This window comes from Leptolyngbya sp. AN02str (genome assembly GCF_050565595.1).
Classification (GTDB): Bacteria; Cyanobacteriota; Cyanobacteriia; order Elainellales; family Elainellaceae; genus Kaiparowitsia.
On sequence record NZ_JBNXVR010000068.1, the window covers coordinates 1 to 20616 of the forward strand.

Below are 20616 nucleotides of genomic sequence, written 5' to 3' on the forward strand. Positions count from 1 at the left end.
GGTACATCGGCAAGCTCGTGCAAGGTTTTTGAGAGGTTTTACACTTTTTCTTTGCACTTTAGCAGACTTGATCTCGCTTGAAAACTAGGCACTGTAAACCTTTGCTGCTTTTTTCAGCAAACCCTACTTAGCGCTCCAAAAATTATTCAACTGCGTAGGTCCTGAAATGATGAGTTGTAGGGCTGAGCCCTACAACTCATCATCCAATCACGTAGCGCCCATCGATCAGGTTAATCAGCGCTCAGGTTAATCAAATAGCGTGAATTTGCAGCAGTTCTGATTTCGTAAATTTCGACACCAGAAAAGAAATATCCGGGAAAATTTTGACCATTTTTTGCAGAATTTTGGGGAACCTTTTTTACAGTAGGGATATTACCAGGGTGGCGCAACGGTTGATTTAGTGGAGATTCCGTGATCTCACCACACCCAATTTCTATATTTGCAGTTACAAATAGTCAGCAGAGATGTGCATTTGCCTGAATTGAGGGCAGTTTTGGAGTTCCTATCGTTGTGCTCTCGCAAGTGCATACATCGTATCAACATCGATACAAAGGTTGTATTGATTGAGGGTTGATCTCTACCGCCATTTATAGATGCGGTGGTCTCAAGATCATTATCAGGTTTTGCATCATTCCAAGTCATATCAAGTTACTTCTTGCGTTTTGATCAACGTAATGTTTCCTGCTCATTCGGTTCAACACAGCGTTGAATTCAATTTTGCACGCTTGTTCAACCCATGTGTTGTTAGACGCGTCCATCGCGCAGTCCACGCTGTTGTTTTTTTTCGCACGTATTTCACGAATTACATGCAAGCAAGTTAGGGGAATGTTATGTCTGTTGTGATTACCGTTACGTCGGCAGCCGATGGTGGGCCTGGATCTTTGCGAGCGGCGATCGCCAATGCCCCCAATGGTGCAACCATTCGCTTTGCTGCAACCTTAGCCAACAAAACCATTACCCTCAGCCGTCAAATTGGCATTCCCGTTGGCAAAAATTTAAGTATTGATGGCGCAGGTGCCGCCAATCTCACCATTAGTGGGGGTGGGGTTTCACGCATTTTTCTACTCAACTCCACATCGGCCACCCCTACTAGCCTATCGGTCAAAAACTTGACGCTAGCAAACGGATACACGGCCGATCGTGGTGCCGCTATCAGTACCACCCATCAAGGCAAGCTTGCCGTTGAGAATGTCAAGTTTCTCAATAACGTTGCAGATAAGGGCGGCGGTGCAATTTTTAGCGCGTTCGAAGGTAGCCTGACCGTTAGCAAATCCGAGTTTCGGGGCAACAAAGCCACCGCCGGAAATGATGAACGGGGAGCCGGGGCGATCGCCTTTTGGGGGCCACGCGACTTTACCGTTAGCGATAGCAAATTCATCAGCAACCAGGGCATTAATGGGGGAGCCATCAACAGCCTCAACGGCAAGCTCACCATTCGCAACACCCAATTTATTAATAACAGCACCCTAGCCGCGCGCTACGACACCGGAAAAGCCAATCCCAGCCTGCGAGGCTATGGTGGCGCAGTCTATACCGATCGCGCCAGTTCCACCAGTGAGCCTTCCGGCTCGATTCAAATCATCAACAGCATTTTTCGAGGCAACCAGGGCAAGGGCGAAGGTGGGGCAGCTTACCTGTTCACCGGGGCTCAGGATAATGTGTCAATTCAGCGCAGCCTGTTTCACAACAACTCGGTGCAGGCCTTGCCACAGGGCAATGGGGGCAACGGGGGCGGCCTGGTTGTGCTGAGCAACCAAACCAACCGGGGACTGATCATTGCCAACAGTTCCTTTGCAGGCAATACCGCAACAGGGCAAGGGGGCGGATTGTGGATGATGAAGGCTCCAGCCAACATCATGAACTCTACCTTTTCAAGCAATCGGGTCTTGGGTACAGGCTACAGCAACGTTGGCGGCGGCATGGCACTGTATGGGGCAGCCACCCTTACCAACACCACAATCGCCTTTAACCAGGCGGGCTGGGTGGCAGGAGGCATTTCTGCCAGTAGCGATCCAGTCACTGTGCGCAATAGTATCTTTCACAACAACATTGCTGCCAATGGTGGCAACGACTGGAAGATCCAGCAGCACACCAATAAAGCGCTGATCAACGGGGGCGGCAATATCCAGTTTCCTGGATATTTGAGCAGTCAGTCCAATCGCTTTAACGATAATCTGGCGGTGCAAAGCATCGCGATCGCCGATCCCAAGCTGGGGCCATTGCAGGTGAATGGGGGTGGCTTCATGCTAACCCATGCCCTACTCAGCGGCAGCGCCGCCATTAACACCGGGGTAAGCACGGGGGCACCTGTGCTCGATCAACTGGGCAAATCTCGCGTGGGCCAGGTGGATGTCGGTTCCGTCGAGTTTGGAGGGGGAACAACGCCACCCCCACCGCCCCCACCTCCTGGCGTGATTGTAGGAACGGCAGGCCCCGATCGGCTAAACGGCACAGTCGGCAAAGATACGATTCAAGGAATGGCGGGCAACGATATTTTGAATGGTGGGCGCGGCGGCGACATTTTGAATGGGGGTGCAGGAGCCGATCGCTTTGTCTATATGGGGGGCATTCCCCGCGAAGCATTCGCAAATTCGCTAGTTGGAGATCCCGATCAGATTCGCGGTTTTGATGTGGTGGCGGGCGATCGCATTCGGCTCGACTTCGACAACAATTTGGCAACTATCGAACGACCCAAGGCGTTGTTTAATGCCGGAACGGTCAACGCAGGAACATTGACGGGTGCGGCGCGTGCGGCCTATGCCGACAAAAATCAGCAAGCGGCTGGCGCTCAAGCCCTTGGTCTGGTAGAAGCCGTGATGTTCCAATGGAATGGCGGCACCTACATGTCGGTCAACAACAACCACGCAGCGTTCAACCCCACTGTGGATTTGCTGATCAACATGACAGGAATGGTCAAACCTGCGGCTCACAACACAATGGGGCAGTTATCGGTAGCTAACTACTTTGTGACCTAATCTGCACCCAAGCAATACTCTCCCATAGTCGGATCTCGAACCAGATTCTGCTTCCGAGCTACTCGCTCAAACTCATATCCTCGAAGGCGAACGCTAGTACTATAAATGCTCGTACTATAGCCGTTCGCCTTCGGCTTTACAGATCGGCTTTACGGATGGGTTTCGCTCAAAAGCTTCCCTGACAGTGGCACTATTGGCAACCTTGGTTGCCATTTGCATATATGGGGGGTATAGAAAAGAGGCTTCGTCCCTTTTCCGACCCACCACCCACGCATCTCAAACAGCACCGGCAACATTAATTAATGCCACACTTGATGAAGTAGCATTTTGGGGCAAACTCGTGGGCGCTATGGATTTACTTGACATCCTCAAGGTGGATTACCGCAACTTTCCCCATCAGCAAACCTTTAGCATTTACGCTGAGGATGTGTACTTTAAGGATCCAATGACGCAGTTTCGGGGGCGCGATCGCTATCAGCAAATGCTGGGCTTTATCGAAACCTGGTTTCGCAACATTCGCCTCGATTTGCACAATATGCAGCGTACCGACAACTTCATTCGCACAGACTGGACTTTGAGCTGGAATACTCCCCTGCCTTGGCAGCCTCGTATCAGCATTTCCGGATGGAGTGAGCTAACGGTCAACGACCAAGAACTGATTAGTTCCCATGTGGACTATTGGCACTGCTCTCGTTTTGATGTGCTGAAGCAGCATTTTTCAAAGGGCGATCGCCCCCCTTCGCCTCCACCCCAATAAGCCACAAACCCCAACGGCAACAACCCCGCCGAGGCGATCGCCAGATCTCACCCAGTGCGATCGCCCCAAAGCGACTCAAACCCGATACATTAGAAGAATGTAAACATTCGTCACGCAACCTCATCGGGACATTCATGCGCGTAATCTTAATGACGGGTAAAGGCGGAGTTGGCAAAACCTCGGTTGCCGCCGCAACAGGGCTTCGCTGTGCCGAACTAGGCCACAAAACCCTCGTGCTTAGCACCGATCCGGCGCACTCACTAGCCGACAGCTTTGATATGGAGCTGGGTCATGACCCGCGCCCCGTTCGCCCCAACCTGTGGGGAGCCGAACTCGACGCATTGATGGAACTTGAGGGCAACTGGGGTGCAGTCAAACGCTACATTACCCAAGTGTTGCAGGCGCGCGGTTTGGAAGGAGTCGAAGCCGAGGAGTTGGCGATCCTTCCAGGCATGGATGAAATCTTTAGCCTGGTGCGCATGAAGCGCCACTACGACGAAGGTGAGTTTGACGTGCTGATCATTGACTCAGCACCTACGGGAACGGCCCTGCGCCTGCTCAGCCTACCCGAAGTGGCGGGCTGGTATATGCGCCGCTTCTACAAACCGTTACAGGCAGTCTCTTCGGCCCTGCGTCCCTTGGTTGAGCCGTTGTTCCGCCCCATTGCTGGCTTCTCGCTGCCCAACCAGGAAGTGATGGATGCGCCCTACGAGTTTTACGAGCAGATCGAAGCCCTGGAAAAGGTGCTGACTGATAACTCCAAAACCTCGGTTCGATTGGTGACCAATCCCGAAAAAATGGTGATCAAAGAATCGCTGCGTGCCCATGCATACTTAAGCCTCTACAACGTAGCAACCGATATGGTTGTGGCAAATCGCATCATTCCCGATAGCGTCACCGATCCGTTCTTCCAGCGTTGGAAAGAAAATCAACAGCAGTATCGCCAAGAGATTCACGACAACTTCCAACCGCTGCCTGTTAAAGAGGTGCCTCTTTATTCGGAAGAAATGTGTGGTTTGGCTGCACTGGAGCGTCTCAAAGAAACGCTGTACGCCGACGAAGATCCATCGCAGGTGTATTACAAAGAAACCACCATGCGCGTTGTTCAAGAGCAGAACCAGTACAGCCTGGAATTGTACCTACCCGGCATCCCCAAAGATAAAATTGAGCTGAGCAAATCTGCCGATGAGCTGAATGTGCGGATTGGAAACCACCGTCGAAATTTGGTGTTGCCGCAGGCATTAGCAGCGCTGCAACCCGCAGGGGCCAAGATGGAAGAGGACTATCTCAAAATTCGGTTTGCGGCCTCGGTTTAACGCCCAAACAAGCTGCAACTACCCTGCAGTTCGCTTACAAATACACGTGCTCTAGAGCAAACCGCGTAGGCCAGATTTTCCTGGCCTATTTTGTTCTGGCCTATTTTGTTGTGGTGTTTGGGTTTACGCAAGTCTCCCAAATCTATGAGAACCGCGCACCACGCCGTTGCCCCACTGCATCGCCCCATGTCTAGACCATCACAAACGATTTAGACTTTGAAGGAGGCGAGAGAGTTAGCGACATCAGCAGTGCAAGCGGTTCGCAAGATTATTCATGTGGATATGGATGCATTCTACGCATCGGTCGAGCAACGCGACCATCCAGCCTATCGCGGTAAGCCTGTGGTGGTGGGTGGTCGGCCCGAGCAGCGAGGTGCCGTAGCCGCCGCCAGTTACGAGGCACGGCAGTATGGCATTCATTCCGCCATGCCATCGCGCACCGCCATTCAAAAGTGCCCGCACCTGATTTTTGCAACGCCTCGGTTTGATGTGTACCGGGCGGTATCAGCTCAGATTCGCGAAATTTTTAGCCAATACACCGACTTGGTGGAGCCGCTGGCGCTGGATGAGGCGTATCTGGATGTCACCGAAAACCGCCAGGGATTGCCATCGGCAACGCACATTGCCCAGGCCATTCAGACGCAGATTAGGCAAGAGACAGGGCTAACGGCTTCGGCAGGAGTTTCGTTCAACAAGTTTTTGGCGAAGGTGGCTTCGGGAATGAACAAGCCCAACGGTCTGTGTGTCATTCGTCCTGAGGTGGCCGATGAGTTTGTTGCACTGCTACCCATCGAAAAGTTTCATGGGGTAGGGCAGGTGACTGCGGCTAAGATGCATCGCTTGGGCATTCGCACTGGGGCTGATTTGCGCATCTGGTCTGAAGCGGAGTTGGTACAGCAGTTTGGCAAGGTGGGGCGGCATTACTACCGCATTGCGCGATCGCAAGATGATCGTCCTGTAGAGCCCAATCGAGAACGCAAGTCCATTGGCGTAGAGCGCACGTTTGTGGAGGACGTGAGCGATCGCACCCAGATGCACCAGGCTCTTGCGCCATTACTGCAAGAACTCCAGGAGCGGATACATGCCAAACACATGTGTGGCCGTACCCTAACGCTCAAAGTCAAGTTTGCCGACTATCAGCAAATTACCCGCAGCCGTACCTTGGCCGAACCCATTGCCCAGGCAGGCCATCTTGCCCAACTCGCCCAACAATTGCTGGATGGGGTTGATGTCGAAAAACCAGTGCGACTGCTAGGATTGGCGATCGCCAATCTGAGTCCAATTCACCCCACAGCCCAGCTTCAAACTCAGAATACGACGCTCCACCCCATGCCAGACTATGTGCAGCTAACGCTAGAGTTTTGACCTGTTGAGCCATTCGGTAGCAGCATCAGAAACACCAACGGCAACACCAACCCCGCTAGAGCTGAGCCGCTGTCCGGTAGTGGGCTCCATAGCCATTGAGTCGATTAATGCTAGCTCCTGTGCCTAGCACTTGCTCCACATTGAACCGATAGCCAACGTTGCGTACCGTTTGAATCAGGCTGGGTTGCCTTGGATCGACTTCAACTTTTTTACGGAGTGACAGCACGTGCGTATCAACGGTCCGGTGATTGTCGATTTCATCAGGCCAAGCTTGATGCAATAGCTCAGCTCGGCTCAACGGCGCGCCCGCCGCTTGAGCCAACACATAAAGCAAGCTAAATTCTTGCGGAGTCAGCTCGATTTGTTCGTCCTTGAGCCATACGCGACGCTGTACCAAGTTAATTTTGAGGTCACCATACTCCAAAGAAGCGGGCGTTGAGGTGTTGCGCGATCGCCGCAGAAGGGCCTCAACCCGTGCCAAAAACTCCTGCATGCCAAACGGTTTGGTCAGGTAGTCATCGGCTCCAGCGCGTAAACCAGCCACAATATCCGATTCGGTACTGCGGGCCGAAAGAATGAGCACAAGCGGCTGCTGATGCTGATGCAACCACCGACAAAACTCAAACCCATCGCCATCCGGAAGTTCGGAATCGAGAACAATCAGCCTGGGTTGACGATTTGAGAATACATCCCTTGCTTGCTGAAGGCTGGCTGCCTGATGCACTGTAAATCCTGCCTGCTGCAAGTGCCAGCCAAGGAGCGATCGCAAATGGGGATTTCCTTCAACGACTTCTACACCAATCGAGCCCACAGCGCTCCCAGTCCTGTTATGGTTCGGCACCTTAAACTTAACAGAGCCTCTAGTCGGGTTTTGTAACCCCCGTTACTCTCATCCATGTCGCCAAATCCTTGATTTCACTTGGATTTCTAGCTAATGGCCAGGGATGACTTTCTCTCCGGCCGTTTTAGGTTGGTACGACGTTGACTGGAAAAGCGAAAATTCTCAGTTGGGCGATCGCGCTGCTCTACTCTGAGAAAGACACCTAACTTTACAAGCCATCCTTTCGATAGAGAGAGTCGCCCATCGTGACTTTCTTTGGTTTGAGCTACACTAATTCTTCACCAAGAGGTTCAGCAGTTAAGGTTAAAATGAGGTTAGAAAATTCAACAAAATCCATAATCCCTGTAACACTCATTCATAGATAAACTGCTCTTAACAGATTAAGCGGAGATATTTTCTTCCACTTTCGTTTTTTTATATCACCGCTGTCGAGTTCAACACACCTCCATGCTTCAGGACGCTCAAACCATCCGCTATTATCAGCGCATCACCGACGGGCTCAACGAGCAGTGGAACCGTGGCTATCGATTTGATGAGCTTCGCCTCTATCTCGATGGTTACCTTGCTGCTCTCCGGCACACCAATGCGATAGAGCCATTCCTCATCCATCGTCTCGAAGAAGAAGCCATCCGTTTTTTGTACGATCCTTCTAATTTTGAGATGACGCAGACGGAGCCTGACTATCGCTAAGGCGATCGCAGCAGCTGATATCCATTAGGGCTCCAGCCAGCGAGCCCGCAACATACCACTGGGATTTCTCAAGGCGGACTCCCAGTTGCAAGTGTGGGTCTAGCAGCTCACAAATGCAAGTTCCAGCCTAGCTATCTAAGAAAAAACGTCCATCAAAAACAGGGGTGCGTTCTATCCACATCCCTGCTTTTGGTTGTTAATGCGCTTAGGCTCGACAGAACATTTGCCACCAGCAAGCCACTCATCCATCCCACACAATTAAGCAAAGGCGTAGGCTGCCATACTCAGAACGGTGTGGCTGTAACTCGCGTGCAACTGGGAAATGAGGGGTGACTCTGCAGCCGCCCCCAGTGCCACAAACAAGGGCAACAAATGCTCGTCGGTAGGGTGGTTGCGGACAGCATAGGGAGCCAACTGGCGATAGTTGAGTAAGGCATCCACATCGTTTCGCAAAACATGTTCTGCCAACCATTGGTCAAACTCGGTAACCCAGGTGGGTGGTGTTTGAGTGCCATCATTGGGGCCAAGCATCTGTAAATTATGGGTTGCAGAGCCGCTGGCCAATACCAACACTCCCTCATGGCGCAATGGGGCGATCGCTTGGCCTACAGCCCAATGGTGGCGGGGTGACTGCTGAGGCTGAATAGAAAGCTGAGTCACCGGAATATTTGCGGCGGGATACATCATCATGAGGGGTTCCCAAGCACCATGATCCAGACCGCGATCGCTCGCTAGGTGCACGGGAATGTTGGCGTTGCCAAGAAGCTGCTGCACCTGCTTGGCAATGTGGGGCGCACCCGGAGCCCGGTACTGTAACTGATACAGCGGTTCTGCAAAACCATAAAAATCATGAATTGTGCGCGGATGAGCAGCCGCGCTAACCGTTGGCTGCTGGGTAGCCCAGTGAGCAGAAATCACCAAAATGGCGCTTGGAGGCTGGAACTGGGCATGAAACTGGCGAAAAAAGTCAGCCGCAGGTGCCGACTGCATCACCATGTCTGGCGAACCGTGGGAAATGAAAACGGCAGGATAAGGGTTCATAGCAAGCACAGGCTAAGACGCATCAACAAGAAACTAACGAGACCCAAGCCGAATGCTGCCGGGGCCATACTGCACCACCATGAGCAAACCACCAATGATGGCGATGTTTTTGAGAAACATGATCTGCTGGAGGGAATCGGCCAGGTTGGTATGAAAAATGAGCGTGGCCAATGCAGTAAAGACGATGAGGGCGATCGCTCCCCACTGAGCCTTGTAGCCCAACAGCAGAGATAGGGCACCCAACAGCTCAAGCACAATCGCCCCGACCAAAAAGAATTGGGTTAACGGCATACCCGCTTGGGCCATATAGGCCTGAGTACCAGCCGGATCCATAATTTTGCCAATCCCTGACCACACAAACAAAACCGCTAGAAAAATGCGGGCAACAAGCGGCAAATAACTGCGCTGAGTTGGTGAATCCATAAAGCGATCGCCCCCAAAAAGAAGGTTAAATATCGGCCTCAGCCATTACTGGGCGAACCCAGCCATGGCACAAGCCCATGACGACTAACAGTAAGCACTCAAATTGTACGATATCAAACAATTTATGGTTTGATTATAGCTCAATTAGTTTGAGTGCAGACTATTTGAATAAAAACCAATGGGTGCGGCGAGGGTAGGAACATTCAGTTAGGTGCGATCGCCAAATGCGAGCCGTAAGTGCTGAAGCAAGGTGCGTAGCTGCACTTGATCGCGCTGTGGTATTTGGTCAAATCTTTCTTTGAGATGGTACACATGGGTTGGAAACACCTGCTCAAATACCGACTCTCCTTGCGGTGTGAGCGCCACGATAAAACTACGCCGATTTTCGGGCGGTACTTCGCGCCGAACCAGCCCCTTCTCTTCTAATCGATCAATAATTCCAGTTAGGGTTCCCTTAGTAACGAGGGTCTTTCTGGCCACTTCTTTCATCGTCATGCCGCGGGTGTTGCCTAAGGTGGCAATCACGTCAAACTGAGCCGAGGTAAGGCCCAACTGCCGCACGTGCCGTTCAGAGTAGGTGGCATAGGCTTGATACGCACGCACCAGTTCGCGCATGGTTTCCATGAAATCTTCTTGAGCGGCGGCTTTGGCGATCGCCCCCAAAGATGAATCGTTCTCAGACACAGACAAGATAGAAACCTCAAACAGTTTGACTACAAACTTTTCTTCAGCCTAGCGCGTAAGGCTCTGCTTTTTCCGGGGCAAGATTCTCCGGATTGGTGCTGCAAGGTTCCAAAGCGCGATAGCCTGAAGGAAACGAGATAAGAGCAACGTGTGTGATGAATGAGCAGTTCTCCGATGAGCAGGCTTCTAACCCGGCTCAGTCGTTGAGCCAAGACTTGGAGCAGCACCAAGGTCGGAATGAAGGCCAGGGCAAGAGTCGGGACGATGCCCCGTTGGAAGCGTCCACAATCTCCGTTGAAGAGGCCGACTACCAGCATATTTCGGTGTTGCCGCAAGAGGTGGTGCACGGGCTCATGATTCGGCCTGAGGGTCATTATTTAGATGCAACTTTAGGTGGCGGTGGTCACAGTCGGCTTATCTTGTCTGCCGATGCAACCGTGCGGGTAACGGCCCTGGACCAGGATGAGCGATCGCTCGTGGCGGCTGGCAAGAATCTGGCAGAATTTGGCGATCGCGTCACCTTTCATCACACCAACTTTGCCGAATTCGCGTCAGGCGGGCAGCAGTTTGATGGCATTTTGGCCGATCTGGGCGTTAGCTCGCACCAGTTTGATACGCCCGAGCGAGGTTTTAGCTTTCGCTATGAGGCCCCGCTCGATATGCGCATGAATCAGCAGCAAGACGAAACCGCTGCCGACATCATCAATACGTGGGACGAAGCTGAATTAGCGCGGATCTTTTACACCTATGGCGAAGAGCGTCTATCGCGCAAAATGGCGCGCCGCATTGTGGAAAAGCGTCCGATTGAAACCACCACTCAATTGGCCGAAGTCATTTTTTACAGCGTGCCGCCAAAATATCGATACGGACGCATTCATCCGGCAACGCGGGTGTTCCAGGCTTTGCGCATTGCCGTCAACCATGAGCTAGAGGTGTTAGAACGCTTTTTGGAGCAGGCTCCTACCTGGCTAAAACCGGGTGGGCGAATTGCCATCATTAGCTTTCACAGTTTGGAAGATCGCTTAGTTAAGCATCGGCTGAAAGCAAACCCAATGCTACGCATCATAACCAAAAAGCCAATTGAAGCAACGGAAGTAGAAGTGGCAAGCAACGTGCGATCGCGCTCTGCCAAATTACGCATTGCTGAACGCCGCAGTGATTTAGACGATGAATGATACCCTGAAGAGCAGCAGATCTCTTACCCATCCACTGTTGACGAGTTGTGACTTCAGGATTTAAAGATTACTTTTCGGCCACAGCTCAAGACTACGCACGGTACCGACCGCAGTATCCATCCGCGCTTTACGACTTTGTTGCGAGTTTGGTATCGCGACATGATGCCGCATGGGACTGCGCCACAGGTAACGGACAAGTAGCCTTGGGGCTCACACCCCATTTTCGGCACATCTATGCAACCGATGCCAGCAAAGCACAGATTGACAACGCGTTTCCCCATCCCAGCATTGGCTACTCGGTAGGACTGGCAGAAGCCAGCGGATTGCCGGATCAGTGTGCCGATATAGTGACGATTGGCTCCGCGATGCACTGGCTCGATCCCGATCGCTTTTATCCCGAGGTGTATCGAGTTGTGCGGCCAGGTGGCGCGATCGCTATGTGGTGCATTGAGCGGCCCAGTGTGCCCCATACCACACCCAAGCTACAAGCGGCGATCGCCGAGTTCTACACCCTGCTGGAACCTGTGATTCCGCCGGAAATTAAGCTAGTTCAAGCTGGCTATCAAACGCTGCCCTTTCCCTTCGAGGAAGTGGAAACTCCCCAGATCATTCAAACAGTCGAGTGGACTGCCAACGAACTGGTGGGCTACTTTAGCACCTGGTCTGCCACCCAACACTTTGTGCAACGGTATGGCCCAGAAGCGATCGCACAACGGTTTAACCACATTTGTTTGGCCTGGGGCGATCGCACAACGGCCAAAGCAATCACATGGCCTATGTTTTTGCGGGCAGGTCGCTTAACTCCTTAACTGTCTTTTGCAACCGCTTAGCCGGTAGGCGAATCATAAAGTTGCTACCTCGGCCCACTTCAGACTTTACCCCAATCGTGCCGCGATGAGCCTCAATAATACAGCGAGATAGATAAAGCCCCAGCCCACTGCCAGCGCGCTTGTGGTTGCCCTGGCGGAACCGCTCAAATAGCATGGCCTGATCTTCGGGTGGAATGCCAGCCCCCGTATCAATCACCTCAATTTTGACGCGGTCGGGGGTATGCGGAGGCTCCGAGCCCGACAGTCGTACCGTGATCGAGCCCTTATCGGTAAATTTGATAGCGTTCCCCACCAAATTGGTCAGCACACGTCTCAGCTCCAGCATGTCTCCGGCAACAGTTGTGGCAGCCTGATCGTTTTGCGGCATATCGTCCGTTAGTCGAATTCCTTTCTCTTCGGCCAAAGGGCTCAGCTCTTGAATCACTTCCTGCACGATCGGCTTCATATCGCACAAGGTAAAGCTCATCGACTTATGACCTGCCTCATGGCGATACACCTCTAACAGCGTGTTCACCATTTGCAGCAAGTTCTTGTTACTGCGAATCATGATGGCGATCGCATCGCTCATCTCGGCAGAAGGTTCGCCAAATGCATTGTCCTGAAACAGCCGCAGCATCCGGTCAGCTGCTACCAAAGGAGTTCGCAAATCATGAGTCAAACGAGACACAAAGTCTTCTCGTTGCCGTACCAGTTGTTCGCGCTGTTGCTTTGCCAGTTCGGCCTCGCGTTGAGCCTGATAAATCTGCACAGCACTATGCAACACTCGGGCAAGGTTCTGCGGAGTAATACGCGACTTAGATAAATAGTCGTTGGCTCCAGCTTTCATCATTTCAACCGCGACTTGCTCATCCCCCTGTCCCGTCAGCACAATAAGCGGAATTTGCACACCGCGATGACGCAAATCGCGAACAAGCTCTAATCCATCTTTGTCAGGCAACCGATAGTCAATAAACAAACAATCAAACCGTTGAGTTTTTAGGGTCTCAATTGCAGAGCTAAAATCCCACGCCTCCGACAAATCAACAGCAATTCCCGCTGTTTTCAGTGCCCGGCGAACTGCCATTCGATCCACATTGTCATCATCGACTACTAAAACCCTATATCGCTCTTCCATAGCTTCAGGGATCCTCATTGAACCTGTATTTTTGGCGACTGCTGAAGTTCACAGCCAGCCAGGAGTCATCAAAACGGAGAGATAAAAATAAGGCGCTATCAATAAAGTTTAAAGTCTAAATTTAAAGACTTTGCACTGCGTCAACCGAATCATTACAACATAATAAAGAACCCCTAGCCTGATCGAGCAAGAAGCGTGGTCAAACCATTCTCAGCTGATAGGAACTAGGGGTATCTTCTAAAGTCACAACGACTACAATGACTCAATCCACAATCCTCAATCTGTATGATTTGGTCAACCATCACGGCTAACAGTTTCTAATACTCAAACGCAAGCTAGCTATTGCTTTGCTGAACACAACCCAATGCTGAGATTATCTGTGTAAGCCAGTACAGGGAGGGAGCTATATGGTTACACAAACAGACTACTCAACACGTTTACCTTTTTCAGCTTGAGCTAAAAACTGATACCGACGAATTGTTTATCAAGCGCCTCTAAAAGAGGAAGCTGAAAACAGAATCTATGAACTTGAAAAGAAGCAAAGACCTTACCAAATAGTAGCGAAAAACCACCGATTGTTTCACTCAAGCTCAGCACTGGAGGGAGAATTGTTACGGAAGTTCGCACAAACACCAATACTTGTTGAGTGTGGCAATTGTTTCAGCGAAATTGGAGAAGGTAACAGGCTTGAGAATGTAGCCAGCAACATTGAGATGATAGGCTTCGTAGCGGTCTTTGTCTTGATTTGAGGTGGTCAGCACAATAACGGGGGTCATGCGCAGATCAGGATCGGCACGAAGATGATGCAGGAACTCAATGCCACTCATTTTGGGCATATTCAAATCCAACAGAATGAGCAGACGTCCTGATGGAATTTCGGGTGGATCGTCGTTCTTACCTCGCAACATTTGCAGCGCTTCGATTCCATTTTTGGCAACATAGAGTCGATTGCTAATATTGTTGCGCTTGAACGCTCTCTCCACGTTCATCACATCTACTTCATCATCTTCTACAAGAAGAATATTGATCTCTTTGTGTCTCATGGTCGTATCTAACGTACACGCGGTGCTCTTTAAAAACCTGACACACTGAATGAATGCATCAGTCGATAATTTTTATTAAGTTTTTTTGGCCTGCAAGACATAATCCTATATTGCAGCATCGTTTCCCCCCATGGCGTCACTCGTAAGTTATACATTCGCGATCGCACATGGTTTAGATTCAGTGAAGAAGCACCGGGGAAAACGGCTCCAAACAGGCCTTCGAAGTTAAAGATGAACTCACGCAAGTAACCGCGTTGAGGTAAAAGGACTTAAAAAATTGTGAGCGATGTAGATAATGGCAAATATCTATATAGCTAATTAGTCTATATTGCCAAGAACTGTTTGTGAAATCTTTAGAAACTTTGAAAACTTAACGTCGGTTAGCTATCGCAATGGGTTTCTTTCTCCAAGTAAATGTAAACTTGGCCCCCTTTCCTTCTGCAGATTGAATTTGAATTGAACCTCCTTCAGTTTCAACAATTTTTTTCACGATAGACAAACCAATTCCTGTATTTTCTCGAGCATCTCTGGGATGCAATGTTTGAAAAATCGTGAAGATTTTGTGGTGGTATTCGGGGTCAATCCCCGGCCCGTTGTCTGCGACTGAAAATTGGTAGAATTCACCCTGATCTTCGACCGAAATCACCACTTCACCGCGATCGCTATGGTGGTGCTTGACGGCATTGCCAATGAGGTTGGCAAAGACTTGGCGCAAAGGCAACCGCTTCGTCATAAAGGTTGGCATATCAGGGCCAACGCGAATAGTAAAGGTTGGCGGTGGCGCTAGCGAATCAACAATATCTGCCAAGAGCGCCGCTACAGAGACCAGTTCGGCTTTGGTATTGGTGCGACCAATACGAGAGTATTCCAACAAACCATTGATGAGGGCTTCCATGCGATGAACACGACCCCGCAATAACACCATTTGGTTTTTGTTTTCTTGCGGCAGGCGATCGCTCAAATCTTCCTCAATCCATTCAGAGAGATTGGCGATCGCGCGTAAAGGAGCCTTGAGATCGTGAGAAGCCACATAGGCAAACTGTTCCAGCTCACGATTGCGATCCTCAAGCGTCGTGTTGGTTTGACTCAAAATTCGGCTGAGCCGCGTCAGCTCATCCGCACGAGACTGTAGCTTGGCCTCAGTCTCCAAAAAGGGCGTAATATCACGAACAATCGCAATCATGCGCCCATCAATTAGCATTTCGCTGATCGAAATTTCGATGGGCAACGTAGATCCATCGCTACGGACCCCCATGGTTTGCCACGGTCGCCCCAGCTGAATTTGGTGGCTACTCAAGTAGTTGCTCGATAAGCCGGGTGGATCGGCTGCCTCGGAGCGAGCATCAGTCGCCTGGTCGTTATTGAGCAGCATACCCAAGTCATGACCAACAACCTTCTCAGGAGCGTAGTCAAACAATTGGGCCGCAGGCTTGTTTAGCATTTCAACTTTGCCAAACTCGTCCAGCACAATCACCCCATCCACTACACTGCCAACGATGGCTTCCAGCAAATTTCTGCTGTCGTTGAGCATGCGCTCCCGGCTTTGCAAGTCACGGTCGAGCTGGCTGAACAGAAAAATTGCCGCCGCCGAGCTCAACAAGCTCACAACTGTCACAATGCTAAGCATGCTGCCAGTCAGCTCTTGAAGCTTGTTACGGCGTAGATTGATATCCTTTAAAGCTTGGTCTTGCGTGGCATTAAACTCATCGACCTTGGCACGAAACGCCAATAAGTCGGCTCGACTTTGGTAAATGATGGCCAGCGTTTGGGGCGATCGAATCACACTAGAGCCTTCATTATTCAAAGACTGAATCATGCGTTCTAGCAACCTGATGTGTTGATCGGCCAGCCTATAAAGTTCTTCAACTTGTTGCGCTGCGCTCATTTGAAACGAAGCTTGAAGCTGTTGTAGAGACGCTTCAACCGGAGGTATTCTACCGATTGCGCGCTCATAAATCGGCAGAAAAGTCTGATCTTTCGTTAAGGTATAGCCCCGAACAGCAATCTCGGCGCTAAACAGCTCAACGGCAAGGCGATCGGTCAATCGAATCACCTCTTCCGTTTCTTCGTTCCGCATCCGCAGAGCCGATAAACTCTGTCGTGCCCATAGCCAGGTTCCCAACGTTAACATTAGGCATAGCGTTGGGATGGACATGATTGCTGCGCCCCTGTAGCGAACAGGCATCGCATACCACATCCGATTAATCTTAGAAAGATTAAGACCATAGCCAACTTTCATGAAGACAAATTAGGTGAACATCTACCTAAAACGTTTGCTTGAGGATTGCGTCTAGTCTAATAGACTAAACGTATGAAGCACATCCAGACTGAGCTTTATCAGTGTAGTCGGGGCGATAAAGTCGCTTAATGTACCTCAGGTTAGATTTTAGCGTAACAATCTTAACCGTTCAGGGAGAATTCGTCGGCTCTGTTCCGTCTCTTGGCAGATAGCCAATCCTCTCAGCCATTCGGCATAATTCGATTACGTTTTTGATTTGTTCAAAAATTAGACATTTGAACTAGTCAGTCGTTTTTTTCGTTTCCCAAAGAGAGTTTGGGATTTAAATCATGGGAGATATGCACGATATTCAAGTTGTGTTGATTGAAGATCATGACCTAACCCGCGTGGGGCTTCGAGCTGCTTTGCAGCGGCAAGCTGGGGTTCAGGTCATTGGAGAAGCAGCCAATGGCTTGCAAGGTTTGCAATTACTCGAAACTGCCCATCCCAATGTGGCCGTTGTTGATATTGGCTTGCCTGATATTGATGGCATTGAGCTAACGCGTCGCTTTCGCCAACTCCAGGCGAGTGCCGACTCGGCAGCCGCCACCAAAATTTTGATTCTGACGATGCATGATTCTGAAGACTCGGTGCTGGCGGCCTTCGCAGCAGGCGCGGATTCGTACTGCATGAAGGACATTAGCATTGAGCGGTTAACGGAAGCACTGAAGGCCACGCATTCTGGCAATTCTTGGATTGATCCAGCGATCGCCACGATTGTGCTACGTCAAATGCGCCATACGGGACCGGAAGTTTCAGGGCTCGATGATAGCAAGACAGTGGCCATTAGCGCAGCAGAGCCGGAGGTTGAGCAGTTGTTAGAAAGCTCACCGCTAACGGAGCGAGAGCTGGAAATTTTGGAATTGATTGTAGCTGGGTGTAGCAATGCCGCGATCGCCGAAAAGCTCTACATCACGGTTGGAACGGTAAAAACTCACGTTCGTAACATTCTCAACAAGCTCTGTGCCGATGACCGCACCCAGGCGGCTGTCTTGGCATTGCGCTCTGGGCTGATTAGCTAGGGACGGTCATCCATTCAAGCTGAAATCTGGATGCACCAACCGATATAGCTTTTAGCCCGGTCACAAAAGCGGGCGCGAGGCCCTGAGTATGCAAGATTGCCGCTTGAGGGATGACGCGCCCTAAGGGGATGCGTGCAACCTTGAGTCCTCAACGAAAATCTCCCTATCCGCTTTGGGTGATGCGTATTCCACGGTATCTCGCCTTGGAAACCGTCACCCAACTTTTTGTGCATTGGCAATTGCGTGAGCTGGCCTGTCAGGTTGTTCACCCTAATTGCTGATTGATAGCCTCCCATACCACCAGCATTTGAGCCATCAGAGGCATATCGCTGGGTAGCTCAAGCTGCAATGTATTGTGGTCGCTGTTGCTCACAGTTCCAACAATGCGATCGCCCTGCATCACCACTATTTTTGAAAACTGCAATTCAGGGTTTTGGGCTGTCCAAAACTGTCGTACTCCTAGCGGCGAACTGATATCGTAACGCCTCCCCTCACATTCCAGTTCATAGCCTGAAGTGAGCAGATTTTTTAGCTTAGCAGTGGCAACACAGCGCTTTCCCTGCATGAGTTGGGTCACATTGCGCAACGGAAATCTTCGCTGGTTGCGGATTACATATCGCGTCTGATTTAGGATCAGCTGCCCATCTGCACCAAACAGATTGAGGTTGATTTTGCCAATAGCTACGGCATCTTGATAAATGCGATAACTATTGATCCGCCAACTCATCGGTTTTACTTCAAGCATGGGAAAGCCTAATCCAAGAATGCGGGGGAAAGAGCGAGTTCGTCAGCACTCTGCTTGAGGAAACCCAAGTTCGAGTCCAGAAGTTTGGGCTCAAAAGTTTGGGCTCAGCGTAGTTTTCGGGCATGGTGCACTCGCGCAATTCGCACTTCAGCTGATGGATAACTAACGTTGAACTCGTTTAATTCAGTTTTCCCGCCTTAGAAGGAATAATCTCTTGAGATTGAGAAGGATTAAGTTTCATTCTGTCTTATAACAAGCTGGCTTTGGCAAACGGAGCGAAACCCTTACCTGTTGAGCATTCCGGCTGATCGCCCACTTTGCAACGCTTCATCACAGCGCGATCGCAGACTCACCATCTTTAGGGACAATCAGAAGCAGCTTCAGCCAACGTTTGCTAACCAACGAGTTAGTTCATCTTGCTAAAGCAACAACCTGACGGGAAGTTTTCTCAGCCTTCCCACCGTCAGGTTTTTGGCTTACCTTCCTGGTCACTCCCACACCAGCACCACAACGGAGAAGCACTCGATATGAAACTGGCCTACTGGATGTATGCTGGCCCTGCGCACATCGGCACGCTGCGCATTGCTAGCTCCTTCAAAAACGTCCATGCCATCATGCATGCCCCACTCGGCGACGACTACTTTAACGTCATGCGTTCCATGTTGGAGCGTGAGCGCGACTTTACCCCGGTGACCACCAGTGTGGTCGATCGCAACGTCCTGGCCCGGGGCTCACAAGAAAAAGTGGTCGACAACATTACCCGCAAGGATCAAGAAGAACATCCCGACCTGATTGTGCTCACTCCCACCTGCACCTCCAGTATTTTGCAGGAGGATTTGCAAAACTTTGTGCAACGGGCGCAACTGGAGGCCAAGGGCGATGTGCTGCTGGCGGATGTGAACCACTATCGGGTGAATGAATTGCAAGCGGGCGATCGCACCCTCCAGCAAATCGTGCAGTTCTACATCGCCAAAGCCCAGAAAAAAGGGGATCTTTCAACGGTCAAAACGGAACAACCCTCCGTCAATATCATTGGCATGTCTACCCTGGGGTTCCACAACAACCACGACTGCCGAGAGCTGAAAAAACTGATGGCCGAGTTGGGCATTCAGGTGAACGCTGTGATCCCAGAAGGGGCTTCCGTTCACGAGCTGAAAAACTTGCCTCGTGCCTGGTTCAACCTGGTGCCCTATCGCGAACTGGGCCTCATGACGGCCGAGTTTCTAAAAACAGAATTTGATATGCCATTGGTCGACATCACGCCCATGGGTGTGGTGGAAACCGCCCGCTGCATTCGCGCCATTCAGCAGGTGCTGAATGCTCAAGGGGCGGATGTGAACTACGAACCCTTTATCGATGAGCAAACTCGATTTGTTTCCCAAGCGGCCTGGTTTTCCCGCTCCATTGATTGCCAAAATCTAACGGGTAAAAAAGCGGTTGTGTTTGGTGACAATACCCACGCCGCCGCCATGACCAAAATTCTCTCTCGCGAAATGGGAATTCATGTGGTGCTGGCGGGAACTTACTGCAAATACGATGCTGACTGGTTCCGCAATCAGGTAAGTGAGTATTGCGATGAGGTTTTGATCAGCGATGATAATGCCGAAATTGCCAATGCGATCGCCCGCTTAGAACCTGCTGCTATTTTTGGTACTCAAATGGAGCGCCATGTTGGCAAGCGGTTAGATATCCCCTGCGGTGTCATTGCCTCACCCATCCACATTCAAAACTTCCCGGTCGGCTACAAGCCATTTTTGGGCTATGAGGGAGCCAACCAAATGGTGGATTTGGTCTATAACTCCTTTACATTGGGGATGGAAGATCATTTGCTAGAGATCTTTGGCGGCCACGACACCAAAGAGGTCATTACCAAAGATATGTCGGCCAATACCGACCTGAACTGGAGCAAAGATGGCCTTGCCGAGCTCAACAAGATTCCTGGCTTTGTCCGCGGCAAGGTGAAGCGGAATACCGAAAAGTTTGCGCGCGATCGCAACATCGAAACCATCACCGCCGAAGTGCTCTACGCCGCCAAGGAAGCTGTTGGGGCATAAGGCTTAGCGGCATCCACTGATTTAACCAAGGGCACTGCCTTCCAGGCAGTACCCCTTAGAGATACAAAAAAAGCCCCCTTCCAGATGGAAGGGGGCTTAACATTAGCAAGAAGCTAAGTTTTATCGCTCAACCGGGTTAACCGTTGATGGAAGGAGCAGTCAAAGCCACAGGTGCAGCTTCGCCAGCAGCCAAATCCAAGGGGAAGTTGTGAGCATTGCGCTCGTGCATCACTTCCATACCCAGGTTGGCACGGTTCAAAATG

The 20616-nt window shown here is 50.9% G+C and carries 17 protein-coding genes and 1 pseudogene; 9 read left to right on the top strand and 9 right to left on the bottom strand.

The genetic code is table 11. From position 1 onward, the window contains the following. Positions 1 to 830 precede the first annotated feature (830 nt). The 4 genes from ACQ4M4_RS27650 (at position 831) to dinB (ending at position 6413) form a co-directional block, all read left to right on the top strand. A complete protein-coding gene (locus ACQ4M4_RS27650; protein WP_430687715.1) occupies positions 831 to 2975 on the top strand; it encodes a bluetail domain-containing putative surface protein in 2145 nt (714 codons plus the stop codon). 349 nt (positions 2976 to 3324) lie between these two features. Beyond that, positions 3325 to 3732 carry a DUF2358 domain-containing protein gene (locus ACQ4M4_RS27655; RefSeq protein WP_430687716.1) on the top strand — a complete coding sequence of 136 codons (408 nt, stop codon included), beginning with the start codon at positions 3325 to 3327 and terminating at the stop codon, positions 3730 to 3732. A 134-nt stretch (positions 3733 to 3866) separates the two neighbouring features. Further along, positions 3867 to 5048 (top strand): TRC40/GET3/ArsA family transport-energizing ATPase, encoded by a 1182-nt coding sequence (locus tag ACQ4M4_RS27660; protein ID WP_430687717.1) that lies wholly within the window; start codon positions 3867 to 3869, stop codon positions 5046 to 5048. Positions 5049 to 5297: 249 nt separating this feature from the next. Then, the gene (gene dinB, locus ACQ4M4_RS27665; protein WP_430687718.1) at positions 5298 to 6413 is read left to right on the top strand and encodes a DNA polymerase IV; all 1116 of its coding nucleotides are present in this window, start codon (positions 5298 to 5300) and stop codon (positions 6411 to 6413) included. A gap of 55 nt (positions 6414 to 6468) precedes the next feature. Here dinB and ACQ4M4_RS27670 read toward each other — a convergent pair whose 3' ends face one another. After that, positions 6469 to 7224 carry a response regulator transcription factor gene (locus tag ACQ4M4_RS27670; protein WP_430687719.1) on the bottom strand — a complete coding sequence of 252 codons (756 nt, stop codon included), beginning with the start codon at positions 7222 to 7224 and terminating at the stop codon, positions 6469 to 6471. 477 nt (positions 7225 to 7701) lie between these two features. On the opposite strand from ACQ4M4_RS27670, the gene ACQ4M4_RS27675 reads away from it, so the two are divergent. Beyond that, entirely contained in the window at positions 7702 to 7944 is a 243-nt protein-coding gene (locus ACQ4M4_RS27675) for a DUF6761 family protein (RefSeq protein ID WP_430687720.1), read from the top strand. Between the two features lie 258 nt (positions 7945 to 8202). On the opposite strand, the gene ACQ4M4_RS27680 is transcribed toward ACQ4M4_RS27675, so the two are convergent. From ACQ4M4_RS27680 to ACQ4M4_RS27690, 3 genes are all read right to left on the bottom strand, one after another. Continuing rightward, the gene (locus ACQ4M4_RS27680) at positions 8203 to 8985 is read right to left on the bottom strand and encodes a DODA-type extradiol aromatic ring-opening family dioxygenase (RefSeq protein ID WP_430687721.1); all 783 of its coding nucleotides are present in this window, start codon (positions 8983 to 8985) and stop codon (positions 8203 to 8205) included. A gap of 33 nt (positions 8986 to 9018) precedes the next feature. Continuing rightward, entirely contained in the window at positions 9019 to 9408 is a 390-nt protein-coding gene (locus ACQ4M4_RS27685) for a DoxX family protein (protein ID WP_430687722.1), read from the bottom strand. Between the two features lie 207 nt (positions 9409 to 9615). After that, a complete protein-coding gene (locus tag ACQ4M4_RS27690; RefSeq protein WP_430687729.1) occupies positions 9616 to 10092 on the bottom strand; it encodes a MarR family winged helix-turn-helix transcriptional regulator in 477 nt (158 codons plus the stop codon). Positions 10093 to 10247: 155 nt separating this feature from the next. Between ACQ4M4_RS27690 and rsmH the strand changes: the two genes are divergently transcribed. Both rsmH and ACQ4M4_RS27700 read left to right on the top strand, forming a co-directional pair. Beyond that, entirely contained in the window at positions 10248 to 11267 is a 1020-nt protein-coding gene (gene rsmH, locus ACQ4M4_RS27695; protein WP_430687723.1) for a 16S rRNA (cytosine(1402)-N(4))-methyltransferase RsmH, read from the top strand. 47 nt (positions 11268 to 11314) lie between these two features. Next, a complete protein-coding gene (locus tag ACQ4M4_RS27700; protein WP_430687724.1) occupies positions 11315 to 12076 on the top strand; it encodes a class I SAM-dependent methyltransferase in 762 nt (253 codons plus the stop codon). Here the strand turns inward: ACQ4M4_RS27700 and ACQ4M4_RS27705 are convergent. The 3 genes from ACQ4M4_RS27705 to ACQ4M4_RS27715 form a co-directional block, all read right to left on the bottom strand. Further along, positions 12042 to 13211, bottom strand: a complete 1170-nt coding sequence (locus ACQ4M4_RS27705) for an ATP-binding protein (protein ID WP_430687725.1) — start codon at positions 13209 to 13211, stop codon at positions 12042 to 12044. The two genes, ACQ4M4_RS27700 and ACQ4M4_RS27705, sit on opposite strands and share 35 nt — an antisense overlap. A gap of 611 nt (positions 13212 to 13822) precedes the next feature. Next, positions 13823 to 14254, bottom strand: coding sequence for a response regulator (locus tag ACQ4M4_RS27710; RefSeq protein ID WP_430687726.1), 432 nt, complete (start codon positions 14252 to 14254; stop codon positions 13823 to 13825). A 370-nt stretch (positions 14255 to 14624) separates the two neighbouring features. Continuing rightward, the gene (locus ACQ4M4_RS27715; RefSeq protein WP_430687727.1) at positions 14625 to 16409 is read right to left on the bottom strand and encodes a sensor histidine kinase; all 1785 of its coding nucleotides are present in this window, start codon (positions 16407 to 16409) and stop codon (positions 14625 to 14627) included. Positions 16410 to 16831: 422 nt separating this feature from the next. On the opposite strand from ACQ4M4_RS27715, the gene ACQ4M4_RS27720 reads away from it, so the two are divergent. Then, the gene (locus ACQ4M4_RS27720; protein ID WP_430687730.1) at positions 16832 to 17554 is read left to right on the top strand and encodes a response regulator; all 723 of its coding nucleotides are present in this window, start codon (positions 16832 to 16834) and stop codon (positions 17552 to 17554) included. A 265-nt stretch (positions 17555 to 17819) separates the two neighbouring features. Here the strand turns inward: ACQ4M4_RS27720 and ACQ4M4_RS27725 are convergent, their stop codons facing one another. After that, on the bottom strand, positions 17820 to 18281 hold the full coding sequence (locus ACQ4M4_RS27725) for a hypothetical protein (RefSeq protein WP_430687728.1): 462 nt from the start codon (positions 18279 to 18281) through the stop codon (positions 17820 to 17822). A 545-nt stretch (positions 18282 to 18826) separates the two neighbouring features. Here ACQ4M4_RS27725 and bchB point away from each other — a divergent pair. Beyond that, the gene (bchB, locus tag ACQ4M4_RS27730) at positions 18827 to 20353 is read left to right on the top strand and encodes a ferredoxin:protochlorophyllide reductase (ATP-dependent) subunit B (protein ID WP_430687731.1); all 1527 of its coding nucleotides are present in this window, start codon (positions 18827 to 18829) and stop codon (positions 20351 to 20353) included. 136 nt (positions 20354 to 20489) lie between these two features. Here the strand turns inward: bchB and ACQ4M4_RS27735 are convergent. Then, positions 20490 to 20616 (bottom strand): annotated as a pseudogene (locus ACQ4M4_RS27735) (photosystem II q(b) protein); the annotation flags it as partial.

Bases quoted from the DNA above. Each gene is read 5' to 3' on its own strand.
- ACQ4M4_RS27675 (WP_430687720.1), top strand. From the start codon at position 7,702: ATGCTTCAGGACGCTCAAACCATCCGCTATTATCAGCGCATCACCGAC.
- ACQ4M4_RS27680 (WP_430687721.1), bottom strand. From the start codon at position 8,985: ATGAACCCTTATCCTGCCGTTTTCATTTCCCACGGTTCGCCAGACATG.
- ACQ4M4_RS27710 (WP_430687726.1), bottom strand. From the start codon at position 14,254: ATGAGACACAAAGAGATCAATATTCTTCTTGTAGAAGATGATGAAGTA.
- ACQ4M4_RS27725 (WP_430687728.1), bottom strand. From the start codon at position 18,281: ATGAGTTGGCGGATCAATAGTTATCGCATTTATCAAGATGCCGTAGCT.
- ACQ4M4_RS27660 (WP_430687717.1), top strand. From the start codon at position 3,867: ATGCGCGTAATCTTAATGACGGGTAAAGGCGGAGTTGGCAAAACCTCG.
- rsmH (WP_430687723.1), top strand. From the start codon at position 10,248: ATGAATGAGCAGTTCTCCGATGAGCAGGCTTCTAACCCGGCTCAGTCG.
- ACQ4M4_RS27720 (WP_430687730.1), top strand. From the start codon at position 16,832: ATGCACGATATTCAAGTTGTGTTGATTGAAGATCATGACCTAACCCGC.
- ACQ4M4_RS27715 (WP_430687727.1), bottom strand. From the start codon at position 16,409: ATGTCCATCCCAACGCTATGCCTAATGTTAACGTTGGGAACCTGGCTA.
- bchB (WP_430687731.1), top strand. From the start codon at position 18,827: ATGAAACTGGCCTACTGGATGTATGCTGGCCCTGCGCACATCGGCACG.
- ACQ4M4_RS27705 (WP_430687725.1), bottom strand. From the start codon at position 13,211: ATGGAAGAGCGATATAGGGTTTTAGTAGTCGATGATGACAATGTGGAT.
- ACQ4M4_RS27650 (WP_430687715.1), top strand. From the start codon at position 831: ATGTCTGTTGTGATTACCGTTACGTCGGCAGCCGATGGTGGGCCTGGA.
- ACQ4M4_RS27685 (WP_430687722.1), bottom strand. From the start codon at position 9,408: ATGGATTCACCAACTCAGCGCAGTTATTTGCCGCTTGTTGCCCGCATT.
- ACQ4M4_RS27655 (WP_430687716.1), top strand. From the start codon at position 3,325: ATGGATTTACTTGACATCCTCAAGGTGGATTACCGCAACTTTCCCCAT.